This is a genomic window from Microcystis sp. M049S2 (assembly GCF_020245625.1).
GTDB classification, from domain to species: domain Bacteria; phylum Cyanobacteriota; class Cyanobacteriia; order Cyanobacteriales; family Microcystaceae; genus Microcystis; species Microcystis ichthyoblabe_A.
Window position 1 is genome coordinate 1 of sequence record NZ_JADBUN010000080.1, and the last position, 13,542, is coordinate 13,542.

At 45.8% G+C, this 13,542-nt stretch carries 15 protein-coding genes and 2 pseudogenes; 15 read left to right on the plus strand and 2 right to left on the minus strand.

What is annotated here, in order from left to right; genetic code table 11:
• Nucleotides 1-328: 328 nt before the first annotated feature.
• The 9 genes and pseudogenes from IM496_RS22325 to IM496_RS06845 all read left to right on the plus strand — a co-directional run.
• Nucleotides 329-541: pseudogene (locus IM496_RS22325) on the plus strand (hypothetical protein); the annotation flags it as partial.
• 59 nt (nucleotides 542-600) lie between these two features.
• Nucleotides 601-2,175, plus strand: a complete 1,575-nt coding sequence (locus IM496_RS06810) for a B12-binding domain-containing radical SAM protein (RefSeq protein WP_287661608.1) — start codon at nucleotides 601-603, stop codon at nucleotides 2,173-2,175.
• Between the two features lie 23 nt (nucleotides 2,176-2,198).
• Nucleotides 2,199-4,508 (plus strand): NACHT domain-containing protein, encoded by a 2,310-nt coding sequence (locus tag IM496_RS06815; RefSeq protein ID WP_287661609.1) that lies wholly within the window; start codon nucleotides 2,199-2,201, stop codon nucleotides 4,506-4,508.
• A 1-nt stretch (nucleotide 4,509) separates the two neighbouring features.
• Nucleotides 4,510-5,286 carry a sterol desaturase family protein gene (locus IM496_RS06820; protein ID WP_043998932.1) on the plus strand — a complete coding sequence of 259 codons (777 nt, stop codon included), beginning with the start codon at nucleotides 4,510-4,512 and terminating at the stop codon, nucleotides 5,284-5,286.
• Nucleotides 5,287-5,456: 170 nt separating this feature from the next.
• A complete protein-coding gene (locus tag IM496_RS06825) occupies nucleotides 5,457-6,143 on the plus strand; it encodes a hypothetical protein (protein ID WP_194017493.1) in 687 nt (228 codons plus the stop codon).
• A gap of 160 nt (nucleotides 6,144-6,303) precedes the next feature.
• Complete coding sequence (locus IM496_RS06830; protein ID WP_194017491.1) at nucleotides 6,304-6,684, plus strand: type II toxin-antitoxin system RelE/ParE family toxin; 381 nt, start codon at nucleotides 6,304-6,306, stop codon at nucleotides 6,682-6,684.
• Nucleotides 6,681-7,010, plus strand: coding sequence for a helix-turn-helix domain-containing protein (locus tag IM496_RS06835; RefSeq protein ID WP_002763223.1), 330 nt, complete (start codon nucleotides 6,681-6,683; stop codon nucleotides 7,008-7,010). Before IM496_RS06830 ends, IM496_RS06835 begins: the two co-directional genes overlap by 4 nt.
• Nucleotides 7,011-7,284: 274 nt before the next feature.
• A complete protein-coding gene (locus tag IM496_RS06840; RefSeq protein ID WP_002803205.1) occupies nucleotides 7,285-7,887 on the plus strand; it encodes a hypothetical protein in 603 nt (200 codons plus the stop codon).
• A 28-nt stretch (nucleotides 7,888-7,915) separates the two neighbouring features.
• The gene (locus tag IM496_RS06845; protein ID WP_002777200.1) at nucleotides 7,916-8,371 is read left to right on the plus strand and encodes a BON domain-containing protein; all 456 of its coding nucleotides are present in this window, start codon (nucleotides 7,916-7,918) and stop codon (nucleotides 8,369-8,371) included.
• 762 nt (nucleotides 8,372-9,133) lie between these two features.
• Here IM496_RS06845 and IM496_RS06850 read toward each other — a convergent pair.
• Nucleotides 9,134-9,295 (minus strand): hypothetical protein, encoded by a 162-nt coding sequence (locus IM496_RS06850; RefSeq protein WP_193746275.1) that lies wholly within the window; start codon nucleotides 9,293-9,295, stop codon nucleotides 9,134-9,136.
• 136 nt (nucleotides 9,296-9,431) lie between these two features.
• Complete coding sequence (locus tag IM496_RS06855) at nucleotides 9,432-9,734, minus strand: hypothetical protein (RefSeq protein WP_194017883.1); 303 nt, start codon at nucleotides 9,732-9,734, stop codon at nucleotides 9,432-9,434.
• A 320-nt stretch (nucleotides 9,735-10,054) separates the two neighbouring features.
• Between IM496_RS06855 and IM496_RS06860 the strand changes: the two genes are divergently transcribed.
• From IM496_RS06860 to IM496_RS06885, 6 genes and pseudogenes are all read left to right on the plus strand, one after another.
• A complete protein-coding gene (locus IM496_RS06860) occupies nucleotides 10,055-10,237 on the plus strand; it encodes a CsbD family protein (RefSeq protein ID WP_002752242.1) in 183 nt (60 codons plus the stop codon).
• Between the two features lie 292 nt (nucleotides 10,238-10,529).
• Nucleotides 10,530-11,006, plus strand: coding sequence for a CsbD family protein (locus IM496_RS06865; RefSeq protein ID WP_194017885.1), 477 nt, complete (start codon nucleotides 10,530-10,532; stop codon nucleotides 11,004-11,006).
• A gap of 50 nt (nucleotides 11,007-11,056) precedes the next feature.
• Entirely contained in the window at nucleotides 11,057-11,206 is a 150-nt protein-coding gene (locus tag IM496_RS06870; protein ID WP_016515029.1) for a lmo0937 family membrane protein, read from the plus strand.
• 8 nt (nucleotides 11,207-11,214) lie between these two features.
• A pseudogene (locus tag IM496_RS06875) lies at nucleotides 11,215-11,343 on the plus strand (transposase); the annotation flags it as partial.
• A 574-nt stretch (nucleotides 11,344-11,917) separates the two neighbouring features.
• On the plus strand, nucleotides 11,918-12,181 hold the full coding sequence (locus IM496_RS22650; protein WP_071839487.1) for a zinc ribbon domain-containing protein: 264 nt from the start codon (nucleotides 11,918-11,920) through the stop codon (nucleotides 12,179-12,181).
• A 233-nt stretch (nucleotides 12,182-12,414) separates the two neighbouring features.
• The gene (locus IM496_RS06885; RefSeq protein ID WP_194018432.1) at nucleotides 12,415-13,278 is read left to right on the plus strand and encodes a cyanophycinase; all 864 of its coding nucleotides are present in this window, start codon (nucleotides 12,415-12,417) and stop codon (nucleotides 13,276-13,278) included.
• The last annotated feature ends 264 nt before the right edge of the window (nucleotides 13,279-13,542 follow it).

The window sequence follows — 13,542 nt, forward strand, 5'->3', positions numbered from 1 at the left end:
AAAGTACCAGATATGGGAGTGATCGGGGGGAAAATTCAGGGACTTTTTCCCTGAAAATTAGGTAATTGACCCCTTCAAAATCGGTAAAACCCTACACCCCACACCCCACACCCCACACCCTGCCCCCAAGAAAAACTTTTTGCCGCAAACCCTAATTACTCACTTGCATAAATGAGATACTCCCAAAGAGGGATATTTATGAAGTGGAATCTGACCTGCGGAATCTTGGATATAATCTAATTATGTACTAAAAACAGGAAATTCATGACAAATATTCACTCGATCATCGGTATATTCCCCTCCAATGAAGAAGCAGACATAGTTGTAAGGTGGTAAACGACGTAAATATGGTGGCTCTACCACAAGACATGGGTTCCGTAAAGGAGATTTAATTTCTTCTCCCAAAGGAATTGGTTATGTTAGTGGAGATACCGAAAAACAGCTATCTGTAAGCGATGCCAATGGTCAACGATTGGGACAGATAACTGTTAGTAAGATTCAGTTAATTCGTCGTTCTAACGGTTTAATTGTTTCTCACTAACTTATGTAAAGCCGCCCTCCGCTATCGCTAAAGGGCGGGGTTTCAGACCCAGTTTTTCGATGAAAGCCCTGTTACTCTACCCTAAGTTTCCCCAGTCTTTCTGGTCTTACGATCGCTTTATGGAAATCGCGGGACTGAAAGCCACCATTCCACCCCTCGGCATCATTACTGTCGCCGCCCTCCTCCCCCAAAACTGGGAGATTCGATTTTATGATCGCAACGTCAATCCTGAAACAGAAGCCGATTGGGAGTGGTGTGAGTTGGTTATTCTCTCTGCCATGTTGGTCCAGAAGCCAGATTTTCAAGCTCTGATTCAAAAAGCCGTGCAGTTAGGCAAAAAAGTCGCTGTTGGCGGTCCCTACCCCACCTCTGTCCCCCAGGATGCCCTGGATTCTGGAGCGAACTATCTCATTTTGGATGAGGGAGAGTTAACCGTTCCCCTGTTTTTGGAGGCGATCGCTCAAGGTCAAAGCCAGGGAATTTTCCGCTCTGGGGACAAGCCAGACGTGACCCTCAGCCCCATCCCCCGCTTCGACCTGCTTCAGCGAGACGATTACTTAATGATGGCAGTGCAATTCTCTCGCGGCTGTCCTTTTAACTGCGAATTTTGCGACATTATTTCCCTCTACGGGCGCAAACCTCGTACTAAAGAGCCGAGTCAGACTTTAGCCGAGTTGCAGACTCTCTACGACCTAGGCTGGCGCGGTTCGTTGTTCATCGTCGATGACAACTTTATTGGCAATCAGCGCAACGTCAAACGCTTTCTCAGAGACTTGATTCCCTGGATGAAGCAGCACGACTATCCCTTCACCTTTATTACTGAAGCCTCGGTCAATTTGGCAGAGGATGATGAATTGTTAAGCCTGATGGCTGAGGCGGGGTTTTATTCTGTCTTTCTGGGGATTGAAACTCCTGACCAAGATAGTCTGCAAGTGACGCGCAAACTGCAAAATACTCGCAATCCACTGGTGGAAGCCTGTCGCAAGATTAATGCAGCCGGTTTGCTAATCTATGCTGGATTTATCTTGGGGTTTGATGGAGAGCGCTCTGGTGCGGGGGAAAGGATTCAAGCCTTTGTGGAAGAAACCAGTATTCCTCAGCCCATGTTAGGCATCCTCCAGGCTCCGCCCAACACGGCGCTCTGGAATCGTCTCCAGCAAGAACAGCGTTTAGTTGAGGGTGACAGCATCCATCCGACGGGAGATCAGAATAGCTTGATGAATTTTATCCCCACCCGCCCGATTGCCGAAATTGCCAGAGAGTATGTCGAAGGCTTCTGGACGCTGTACGAACCCAGCCACTATCTCCGACGCTGTTTCCAACAATGTCTCGGTCTGGGTTTGCAGTCAAAACACAAGCAAACCATGCAATTTCCCGTGGGTAAGGGGTTACGGCTGATTACCCAGTTAATCTGGCATCAGGGTATCCGCCGAGCGGACATTCGGGGACAGTTTTGGCGGCAATTATGGACGATTTGGCAAAAAAAGCCCCAAGTTCTCAATCTGTATTTAGGTCTGTGCGCGGCGGGAGAACATTTTTGGGAGTACCGCGCCTTAGCCAGAGAACGGATTACTCAACAACTAGGCTACGATCCCTTAGAAGTTTCTGGTCGTCCCAACCAGAACTCATTCTGACTCGATAGGGAGGATTGGATTGTATGGTCAAGAGATCGCTCCAGGCCTCCCCTTCGGGAATTAAACAGGCTAAACGAGCCTTTGCGCTCAAGGGGTGGACTCAGGAAAATCTAGCAGGGGAAGTGAACTTAAAGACCCGCCAGCCGATTTGGCGGTTTTTCACAGGAAAACCCGTTGATCGCCAGGTTTTCCTGGAAATTTGTTCGATTCTGGATTTGGATTGGCGGGAGATTGCCCTCGCCCCGCCCGCAGAATTTCCTGAACCAGGAGAACTGGCGAAAACTAATATTGATGCTCTGGTGCAAGAGGTGCGAGCGCAACGCCTGGACACCATCCAAAACCAGTGCGGCATCTTGCAGTTACTAGACATCAGCCATCCAGTCAGCATTGATGACATCTATGTGGATGTCAATATTTTGGCGGAAATTGCCAGTCAACAGTGGGTGGAGATTGCCGATTGGCAAAACTTGGGTACCGCTGAATTCGATCGCGTCGGTTTGGGAGAGGTTGAGCAGAAGCAAATACCCGGAATGCAGGCTGTTGAAACTTACTCAAAGCTTAGAGTTTTGGGCAGGCCGGGGGTTGGCAAAACTACCTTTTTGCAACATCTGGCGATTCAGTGCAACCAAGGCGAGTTTGCGGCGAATCAAGTGCCGATTTTTATCTTATTGAGAGAATTTGCCGAGGAGTCCAGTCCCAGTGGTGAATTTAGCCTGTTCAACTACATCCGTCAGGCATTGCTCACCTCGGGAATTTCCAACCCGTCTGTGCTGGAAACCTTACTGCAAGCGGGCAGAGTCCTGCTGTTGCTCGATGGCATGGATGAAGTTCTCAACCAGGACATTACAGCAGTTCTGAGAGAAATTCGCCAATTCTCAGAAAAGTATCATCGCAATCGATTTGTAGTAACCTGTCGCACCGCTGCCCAAAAACTCCAGATTCGAGGTTTCACTGATGTAGAAATTGCCCCCTTTACCCAGGCACAAATCAGCACCTTCGCGCAAAAGTGGTTTGTGGCACTGAGCAAAACGACTGCTCACGCGGGGCAGGAGCAGTCGGCTCAGTTTATGCAGAAGTTGGACTTGCCGGAAAACTGGCAATTTCGGCAACTGGTGGTGACACCTCTGTTTCTGCATCTCGCCTGCTGGGTGTTTCAGGGTCAAGGGAAATTTCCGAGCAAGCGGGCTGAGTTTTATAAACAAGGGCTGGATTTGCTCCTGGGTAAATGGGATGAAGCTCGAGGAGTCGAACGCGATCAGGTTTACCGGGGGTTTTTATTGCCCCAAAAATTGAGGCTGTTGAGCCAGCTTGCAGCAGTGACTTTTGAACAGGGGCAGTATTTTTTTGAGCAACGCACGATTGAGCAATACATTGGCGACTATTTGCGGAATTTGCCAGGTGCAACCCTGGAAGCAGAGGAACTCCAACTCGAAAGCGAAGCCATGCTGAAAGCGATCGAGGCACAGCATGGAATCCTCACAGAAAGGGCGCGAGGCATTTTTTCATTTTCTTATCTGGCATTTCAAGAATACTTCACGGCTCGAAAAATAGTTGCCAGCCATAATTTGCAGGCATTAGAACAAGCACTGGGAGGGTTGGTGAGTCACATCACCGATTCCCACTGGCGCGAAGTCTTCTTGTTAACGGCTGCCATGTTGCGAAGTGCAGATGCGCTGGTGCAGTTGATGAAGCAACAAATTGATGCCTTAGTCGCGCAAGACTCCTATCTGCAAGAGTTTTTGAGTTGGGCCAGCCAAAAATCCCAGCAGCTCCCAGACGAAACCAAAGTGGCGACCGCACGCGCATTTTACCTTGCCCTTGCCCAAAGCCCGCATACGGCAGATCGCTTTGCCTTAGCCAGCACGCTCGATCAGGGGATGTTTTTAGATGCGGCGTTGGAGAACTTGCTGGTAGAGTTTGCCATCGACCACAGTCAGGATTTTGCCTATGTCAATGCTTGTAGCGAGGCACTCAACAACATTCTGGTGATGGTTCTGGATGCTGGATTTTATAAGTCTTTGCAACAATTGAGAGACCAACTGCCACCTCCGAGTCAAAACCTGGAACGGCTTCAGCACTGGTGGCAGAAAAACTATTCTGCCTGGGTGGAACAGTTGCGGGGTGCGATCGCCAATTATCGCAATATTCATCATCCCTGGCAGTTTACGACTGAGCAACAGCAGCTGCTCCAACGCTACTATGATGCCAATCAACTCCTGATCGATTGTTTGAATAGTAACTGCGAAATAACAGCCGCAATCCGGCAAGAAATTGAAGCCACGTTGCTGTTACCTCAAAAGGACTTGGAAGATCGGGAATGGCAAGGAGATTAAATTGATAGACCACTCATTTGGATTTTACGGGTTCGCTTTCTTTGGGATCATCCTGGCGCGATACTTTCTCGTGGCTGGGGGAACCTATTTGTTCTTCTATTCGCCCTTGAGTCAGTCCTTTGTCAATCACAACCTGCGGCATTGGTCTCCCTCTTGGCGATCGATTCAACAAGATATCACGCTCTCGGTTCTTTCGGCGGGGGTGTTTGCGCTGGCGGCGGCTTTCATCATGACAGGATACAGTTGGGGTATTACCCGCTTATACAGCCACCCTCAACAGTATGGGCTGTGTTATTTAGGGGTTAGTTATGGTGCTGTGTTGGTTCTCCAGGATGCCTATTTCTATTTCACCCATCGCTTGTTTCACCACCCGTCACTCTTTCGGTGGTTACACCAGGGACATCATCGCTCGCGCTATCCTACCCCGTGGACTTCGTTTGCCTTTGACCCACTAGAGGCGATCGTTCAGTCTCTCTTCCTGGTCGGCATTGTCTTTGTCCTTCCCCTGCATTTCATCACGTTAATTGCGGCACTCACCACGATGACGATCTGGGCAGTGTTAAATCATCTTGGGATCGATCGCTTGCCCTCCTCATTTCCCCATCATTGGTTGGGTCGGTGGTTTATTGGTCCTGCCCATCATTCCATTCATCATCGCAAGTACACCGTACATTACGGTCTATATTTCACGTTCTGGGACAAACTCCTCGGAACTCAAGACCCCGATTATGAGCAGAAGTTTGATGAGCGTCTGACGGGTAAAGTCGATGGAATTTAACTCGTGCATCGCCCGTTACATTTTGTGTCGTATTCAAGCAATTCATACAGACTCAATCAATTCACGCATCAAATCAAACAACCATCTATCAGGGTAATAGCAGAAGCAGAATTGTTGACTCGACTCAGGTAAGCAGTTCTCAAATCCAACAAATTCAATAAGGAGACTTCATGAATATAAGAGAAACGAACCATCACGTCAGTACGGCAATCGTGAGCTTCATCATACTGCTGTCAGGTGTCCCAGCCGCTCACGCCGCTTTTATCCAAAATACTTTCGGGTTGAGTGGCCCGCATTCAACGATTACATTTGATGAGCACATTTTTCCTTTCTTAACACCTGTCACCACAGAATACGCCGATTTGGGAGTTACATTCTCACCCTATGGGCTTTACTTTGATGCGGCTAATGGCGGAGGCCGTATCGGCAACTTTGTACCGGGCGGCTTGGGAGCGCAGAGGTTTCCCATAGGTATCAACTTCACAAGCCCGCAAACAGAGGCAGCGTTTGTATTTGCAAGTGAAGATGCAACTACTACTTTCCAGGCTTTCTTGGGTGGAAACTTGGTTGAGTCATTCAATGTTGCGACTGGAAACCCGAGTATCCCAGTATTTTATGGGTTTCGTGATATTACATTTGATGCAATAAGCATAACAACACCTGGTTGTGGATCTGCGGTTTGTCCTCAACTTGTAGATAATATACAACTCCCGACTGCCCCTGTTTCCAGTTCAGTTCCTGAACCCTCCTCTATTCTTGGGATTATCGCCTTCGGAACTCTAGGAGCAGGTGCAATTCTCACGCGCAAAATTAAACCATCTAAATCCACTGGAAAAGAACTAGAAAAAGATTCCTAACAATCAGAAAACCCCACACCCCTTCAATAAGAAAATGAAGGGGTTTATTATTGCCTCAGCCTGAATCGAATGTTGATATTGACCATGCGATGCAACTTCAAGCGATACCGCCGCTCTGTTAATTCCTTGACTGATTATTCCAGTTTGGGTATATTGTTGAATGATCCGAATTTCTCAAAGTATGTCGCGGGAAAAACCCTTGTATTGGGTGGCCTCTGCGAAAAAGGACTACCTGACTTTCCCTGCCGAGGTGCAGGACGATATGGGCTATGCCCTTGGTCTAGCGCAGTTGGGGGGTAAACATCCAAAGGCTAAACCTTGGAAGGGTGAAGGGGCAGGAGTATTTGAGATCGTCGAAGATCATCGAGGCGACACTTATCGAGCGGTCTATACTGTGCGCTTCGCTGAAGTTGTTTACGTTCTGCACGCATTCCAGAAAAAGTCGAAGTCTGGAATCAAGACACCTCAAGAGGATGTAAAGCTTATTGTTGAACGGATGAAACGCGCACAAGCGGATTATGAAAGTAGAGGGACAAAATGAGCAATTTGGAAATCACTCGCGGCACCACGAACGTTTTCGCTGACCTTGGTTATCCAGACGCAACCGAACGGCAAACGAAAACACGCCTAGCCCTTGCTGTTAACGAACTTCTGAAAAGTCGCAAGCTGAAACAGCGGGAGATTGCCATACTGCTTAATATCCCGCAGCCCAAGGTTTCAGCACTAAAAAACTATCGGCTCGATCAATTTTCAGTTGAACGATTGATGGAATTTCTCACGGCATTGAATCAAGACGTGGAGATCGTCATCCGGCCTCGTAGCGATACAAAAGAGGTCGGACATATTTCTGTTCTAGCAGTGCAATAAGAGCAGCAGAGACAAAAAGAGTGGCCTTACCGTCTGTTAAGGGCGGCGCTATTTATTAATAAAAAAAGGTAGTTCTAGTGCATCGCCCGTTACATTTTGTCTCGTATTCAAGCAATTCATACAGACTCAATCAATTCATACAGTAAATCAAGCAACCGCCTGTTACAGTAATGCCAGGAGCAGAATTATCAACTCAAATCAGGAAATTCAATCGCTATAGTTCGCCATACTATAGGATTTACAAAGCTTTTACCGCATAGCGTTGGAGGGAAAAATGACTTTAACTAACCGTAAACGAGCCGTGGGAATCTTCTCTAGCCATCAAGAGGCAGAGAAGGCACTGAATGGATTACGAGATGACGGATTTGCCATGAATGAGGTATCAATCATTGCCAAAGAGCCTGAACGACTGGAGCAGAGCAACCGGATTGGTGAGACACGAGTTCAAGAGCTTACCGAAACAAAAACAACTCATATTGACGAAGGAGCAAAGACTGGGGCAGCGGCAGGCGGAGCCATTGGAGGACTGACAGGCTTGCTGGTTGGGTTGGGCATATTGGCAATTCCTGGAGTGGGCCCCGTCATGTTGGCAGGGGCGGCTGCAACTGCGATCGCTACCACGTTAGCTGGCGGTGCAATCGGGACGGCTACCGGAGGTTTGGTAGGTGGTCTAATTGGTCTAGGAATTCCAGAAGATCGGGCACGAGTCTATCACGATTATGTGGTTCGTGGAGACTACCTGTTGATCGTGGACGGTACAGATGCTGACATCCTTCAGGCTGAAACAATTCTAAAGCGCCGAGGGATTCGCGAGTGGGAAATTTACAATGCCCTAGCAATTGAAGGCTATGTCGATCCTCCTGCTTCTCGTTTGTAAAATCGGAAATTATTAAAGGATTTGCATCATGAAAAAGATCACAACTTTAATCCTCAGCAGCCTTCTACTGATTGGAACTGTGGCTTGTGGGAACAACGCTAAAACTAGCACCAACGCCCCTTCTTCCACAGAGGAAACGGGGCAAGTTCCTGATACTAAAACAGTCCAAAAGAACCAAAGCGATGCGTCTAGTCAAGTGCGCCGAAATCAACTCAATTCTGATATTCGCGCTCGTGAGCAACGCAACAATCTAACTGGAGGAGATGCGGATCGCGCCAACAGTGACCTTTCCAGTGAAGTTCGCTCTAAGCTAGAAGCCAACATCCCGAAAGGGCAACTTACAGTTTCTGCTAAAGATGGAGCGGTAGTCGTCTCTGGAACCGTAGAAACTCAAGAGCAACTCGACAAAATTGACCCCTTGGCAAAACAAATCAAGGGTGTCAATAGTGTCAAAGTTACAGCAAAAGTGGCGTTGTCAAATTGAAAGATGCTCCGAATCAGCTTGGAACTGAAATTACTTTGACTTGCCCTGAGCCAAGTCGAAGGGTAGCAAGGATTGCATTGCATCTTTCATATTCTAATCTGACAACGCCGCAAAAGTTGCGGGGAGCATCTCACCTTTGTAACTCCTAAATTAAGTTTTATGTCAAGCTATTTTGAAAGCCTTACCAGAAGCAAGTTTTAGCGACAAGCATAATTAGGGCTTGCATAAATGAGATGCTCCCAAGTTGCGCCAGCAGCTCCAGCTAAAAAGAAGTAAACAGAAGATAGCAACTGTAACTAACCTTGAAGACAAGGGGCTTAAGCCCCTTGTCTAATCATTGCTTTAGGACTTACGCATTGACAGAATTTCCGTAGTATGCATTTGAACTTCAGACTATGGCTTCCAAGTTATTGAGGTCAAGGAAGTTGGATGCTAAATTATTGACAATAAAAGAGCGGATGACCTCAGTAAATAACTCCCTTTGTCAGGAATACCAATTAACAATTTGCGCTTTAAATCGGAGAAATTCTAACTGGGGTTTGCTGAATAATGGTAAAACCCTTTTAAAATAAGGCTTTTGACCTGTTAAAATCCGATGTTCATGCTGCGAAAATAGGATTAAGACCTTCAAAAATCTTGCATTATCCTTCTTTTAGTACATAAACTGATACAAAAAAAGAGGGCAACAAAGCCTGAAATGACCGGCTACTGACGACCGGCGACCGACTCCTAACCCCACCAACAAACTTTTTGCCGCTAACCCTATTTAGTTCCTAGTTCAACCGAGACTAACCGATTCACATGAGGAGCAAACAAACCCCGAAAGCCCTTGTCTTTAAGGGTATTCATGGTTTCTTTGGCAGCATACCAACTATCTCCTGTGACTGTCTCTGGTTTCAATCCCCAAGCTTTTACTTCGTCCAAAATTTCTAAGAAATATTCATGTTTTGTCTGACCCTCCTGTTTATTAACGATTCGATAATTAACGGGAACTGACCTTCCTTTACAATCGGTATAATATCAGGTAACTGCGTTAATACCTTTGACTACTTTTTTGTGTTTACCACCAGTAAAAGTAATCGATTAACTCAGCTTTAGCTGGGTGACTATAAGGCTTGTCAATTACCATGTCGTCTGTACTGATTGTTCCTCCTTCAAGTTCGATTTGAGGAGCCACTTCATCAAACAAATCCTTGAGTGTATAGTTCTCTCGCCACAAGAAACGATTGACACTGTCATGAGATAAATTGCCCAGAATTTGAGCCAAACGAACACAGCTTATATATTTAGGTTCCCAGAGCAAAAATAGGGTGTAAATAGCCAGATTACATTGAGCAGTTGTTGGCTTCGTAATGTTTCTCATCAGTTGTTCTGTTATAAGAGATGCCCTTGTGTCAGGAAATCAAATCGGAGAGGGTTTTGTCAAGAGTCGAGAGAGAAATTGTATCTAAGACTAACAAAATTAGACCACCCACATTTAAGCCTTTTTGTCAATGCGTAATTTCTATGCTTGCAGAAACGGTATCGTTACATTTTGTGTCGTATTCAAGCAATTCATACAGACTCAATCAATTCATACAGTAAATCAAACAACCACCCGTTACAGTAATACCAGAAGCAGAATTGTTAGCTCAACTTAGGTAAGCAGTTCTCAAATCCAACAAATTCAATAAGGAGAGCATCATGAGCTTAAAAGATAGAACCGAGGCAACCGCCAAAAATATCGAAGGTAAAGTTCAAGAAGCAGTAGGAGATCTGACTGGCGATCCCAAAGCTCAAGCAGAGGGCAAGGAAAAACAGGCAGAGGCAAAAGTTCGTCACACTATCGAAGATGTGAAAGATGAAGTCAAAAAAATTATTGATTAGTAGGTCATTTGTCACGGCAACCGCCATTCAGACAAATGATTGAAACCCAGATTTCATCGGAACTCTTCCTCAAAAAATGGCTTCTTTCGAGACAGGTGAAACACTAGGACAAGGCGGCGTAAATAAACCCAATATTACCAAATATCTAGCTTCTCAAAGAAGTCGAATATCTATCCCTCGGTAAACTTACGCCGTCAAAGACTAGAAAAATCTTTCTCGAAAGGGTCTAGACAGTAGTTGTTCATCATCCATGTATCATCAATTCATCAAATTCTTTTTTGGAGTTAAAATGATGTCACTTCAACAGATTCGTCGCTTTTTTGTCACCATTATTTTAACTATAATGCTGGCAATTACTATAGCTTTTGATTTTGGAACTACAAATAGTTGGGCTGAAACTTTACCCACCCAATCGCAGACTCAAATCGCAAGCATGAATCGAGCCAAGGCAGTTACGAAAAATATTGAAGGCAAAGCTCAAGAAGCGATTGGCAACATGACAGGCGATCCCAAAGATCAGATGATGGGAAAAGCCAAGCAAGTCGAAAGTCAGGCTCGTAACGCAGCAGAAGATATAAAAGACCAGATGAAGTTAAAAGGGCGGGCAAAAGCAGTCACAAAGAACATTGAAGGCAAAGCTCAAGAAGCGATAGGTAAAGCTACTGGCAACCGCCAAGATCAAGTTGCTGGAAAAGCTAAACAAGTCGAAAGCCAAGTTCGCAATGCAGTAGAAGACGTGAAAGATCAGGTTCAAGATATACTCAATTAAGGATCGATGACTGAATTTTCATTACTTTTCTCTAAATCAAGGAGGGAAATATGTTTGATCTCGTTTGGACTGCCGTTGTTATACTTTTCATCCTCTGGTTGTTAGGATTCTCCATTAACATTGGCGGCAGCTTAATCCACCTGCTTTTGGTTTTGGTGCTGATTGGCGTTGTCTACAACTTGTTTATGAGGCGACGGTAATTGTTGATTCTCGAACACAGAAAGGGTCAAAAAATCGGGAAAAAGCAAGAATCAAAGTAGCTAAGATTCAGGCTCGAATCACCGATAGCAGAAAAGACCATTTACATAAGCTAACCACTCAATTAGTTCGTGAAAACTAAACGATTGTAGTTGAAAATTTAGCGGTAAAAGACCTGGTAAAAAACCCCAAGGTAAGCGCATCTTAACAATCCTTGACAAAATGAACTTTATGTGAGTTGCTTGCCCACGATTCAGGCATATTTGAGGAGAATTTGCCATCTCAATTGTTAAGCAAAAATCGACCCATTTGGTCGATTTCGTAACTATTCTGATTGACTGGTATCACTTGAAATGCCCACGCGGATGACAAAATTGGCCAATTGTCAATAGCGTTTGAGATGCTCTCACCCTGTAAAAAACCCGAAACTAGCTCAAGCTATAGCGTTTCCTAAGCTAGTGAGGTACACCTATTTTTCTTCCCTTTTGCCTTTTGCCTTCTGCCTCTTGCCTTTTGCCTAAAACCCATCACTTTTGTACCTCAGCAGACTGAAAAACGCTATATATCAGATGTTAGTTGGGGAGAAATCACTCGACAATGAGCCTATAAATGCCGTTGGTATGGGAGAAACTATCGGGAAATAGATATAGCATTTCTGATTCACACGAGGTACATTCCCGAGCCTGAACAGCTTAATCAGTAAAGGTTTAACTGTGCCGCACAGATGCGAGAAACGCTATAGATGGTTTCCTAGTTCAAAACGGTGCAATAATTGTGGGCATATCGTTGAGAAAATGCCGTTAAGTGTCCGAGAATGGGAGTGTCCTGAATGTGGAACTTGCCATGAAAGGGATGTTAACGCCAGTAAAAACATTTTGGCCGCAGGGCTTGCGGTATCAGTCTGGGTCGCGAGTGTCAGACCCGAACAGAGTGAGTCTGTGAAGGCAACTGCTAAGAAGCAGAAACCTAGATCGTGAGGTCTAGGAATCACCGTCCCTTTTAGGGCGGTGAGGATGTCAATCCCACCCCCTAAATCCCCCTTAAGGGGTAATTCTATCGTCTCCCCTGAAAGGGGAGATAAGATAGGGGTGGGGACTGAGGGGGGTGGGGGCTGGCTTGCTCAACCGAACGGTATTGGGTAGGGGAGGTGTGAACGATCATAATTTAATTTTATGTTGTTGTGCTGTTTAGTTATTCGAGGAGTTTTTGTATGGAATCCACAAAAGAGCGCGGGCAATTAATCATCATTGGTGGAGCAGAAGACAAAGAAGGAGATTGTCAAATCTTGCGAGAGTTTGTTCGCTGTGCTGGCGGGACTAAAGCTAAAATTGCCGTGTTAACGGCGGCAACAAGTGAGCCTCGTTCGGCTGGAGAAACCTATACCCGAGTGTTTGAGCGACTCGGTGTCGAGGATGTGCGTGTCCTCGATACCATTCACAGGGAAGATGCCGACGATCCAGAAAACCTGAAAATCATTGAGGAAGCCACAGGAGCGTTTTTTACCGGGGGAGATCAAGCCCTAATCATTGAACACATCAAGGGAACTCAGCTAGATGCCTTACTTCACCAACGCAATCGGGAGGGAATGGTGATCGGTGGGACAAGTGCCGGTGCTGCCATCATGCCCGATCTGATGATTATTGAAGGAGACTCGGAAACCAACCCACGCATGGACGCCATAGAGATGGGTCCGGGAATGGGATTTCTGCACTCAGTGGTGATCGATCAGCATTTTGCCCAGCGCGGACGGCTAGGTCGCCTGATTTCCGCTCTCTTACAGCAGCCAGCTAACTTAGGCTTTGGCATTGACGAAGATACAGCAGTAATTGTGGACGGTGACGAATTTAAAGTGCTGGGGCGTGGGGCTGTAACAATTGTCGATGAATCAGAAGCAACTTATGATAATTTAGACGAACTGCTCAAAGATGAAGCGATGGCAGTGTGTGGAGTCAGGTTGCACATCTTACCTCAAGGATTCCGCTTTAACTTGAAAACTCGCAAGCCCGTTTTCTCTCGATCAATAGAGTTAAAGGATAGCAATCCTAAAAAGGAGGCAGAAGTTGAAAGGGAGTAGGTCGGAGGGAACAATCAGTGGTGGCTTGTACCCGCCACTGATTGGAGAATTTATTTAAATCAGAAAAATATTGACTCTGAGGTCTAAGAATGAATCACGAGCGGGATGATGAAACCAATCTTGTAGAATTATTAGAAGTCAATATGATTCTACCCTATTAGAGAAAATTGCTGGACAGTCTGCCAACAATTCGATAAACCGGGTAAAAGCGGAAGAGGCAAAACAGAAACTAGAGGAAAATAATAAAAAAATATCAAAAATCAA

What these genes read in the sequence shown, in the direction of transcription:
- IM496_RS06810 (WP_287661608.1), top strand. Translation starts at nt 601, where the DNA reads ATGAAAGCCCTGTTACTCTACCCTAAGTTTCCCCAGTCTTTCTGGTCT.
- IM496_RS06815 (WP_287661609.1), top strand. Translation starts at nt 2,199, where the DNA reads ATGGTCAAGAGATCGCTCCAGGCCTCCCCTTCGGGAATTAAACAGGCT.
- IM496_RS06825 (WP_194017493.1), top strand. Translation starts at nt 5,457, where the DNA reads ATGAATATAAGAGAAACGAACCATCACGTCAGTACGGCAATCGTGAGC.
- IM496_RS06830 (WP_194017491.1), top strand. Translation starts at nt 6,304, where the DNA reads ATGATCCGAATTTCTCAAAGTATGTCGCGGGAAAAACCCTTGTATTGG.
- IM496_RS06835 (WP_002763223.1), top strand. Translation starts at nt 6,681, where the DNA reads ATGAGCAATTTGGAAATCACTCGCGGCACCACGAACGTTTTCGCTGAC.
- IM496_RS06840 (WP_002803205.1), top strand. Translation starts at nt 7,285, where the DNA reads ATGACTTTAACTAACCGTAAACGAGCCGTGGGAATCTTCTCTAGCCAT.
- IM496_RS06845 (WP_002777200.1), top strand. Translation starts at nt 7,916, where the DNA reads ATGAAAAAGATCACAACTTTAATCCTCAGCAGCCTTCTACTGATTGGA.
- IM496_RS06855 (WP_194017883.1), bottom strand. Translation starts at nt 9,734, where the DNA reads ATGAGAAACATTACGAAGCCAACAACTGCTCAATGTAATCTGGCTATT.
- IM496_RS06860 (WP_002752242.1), top strand. Translation starts at nt 10,055, where the DNA reads ATGAGCTTAAAAGATAGAACCGAGGCAACCGCCAAAAATATCGAAGGT.
- IM496_RS06865 (WP_194017885.1), top strand. Translation starts at nt 10,530, where the DNA reads ATGTCACTTCAACAGATTCGTCGCTTTTTTGTCACCATTATTTTAACT.
- IM496_RS06870 (WP_016515029.1), top strand. Translation starts at nt 11,057, where the DNA reads ATGTTTGATCTCGTTTGGACTGCCGTTGTTATACTTTTCATCCTCTGG.
- IM496_RS06885 (WP_194018432.1), top strand. Translation starts at nt 12,415, where the DNA reads ATGGAATCCACAAAAGAGCGCGGGCAATTAATCATCATTGGTGGAGCA.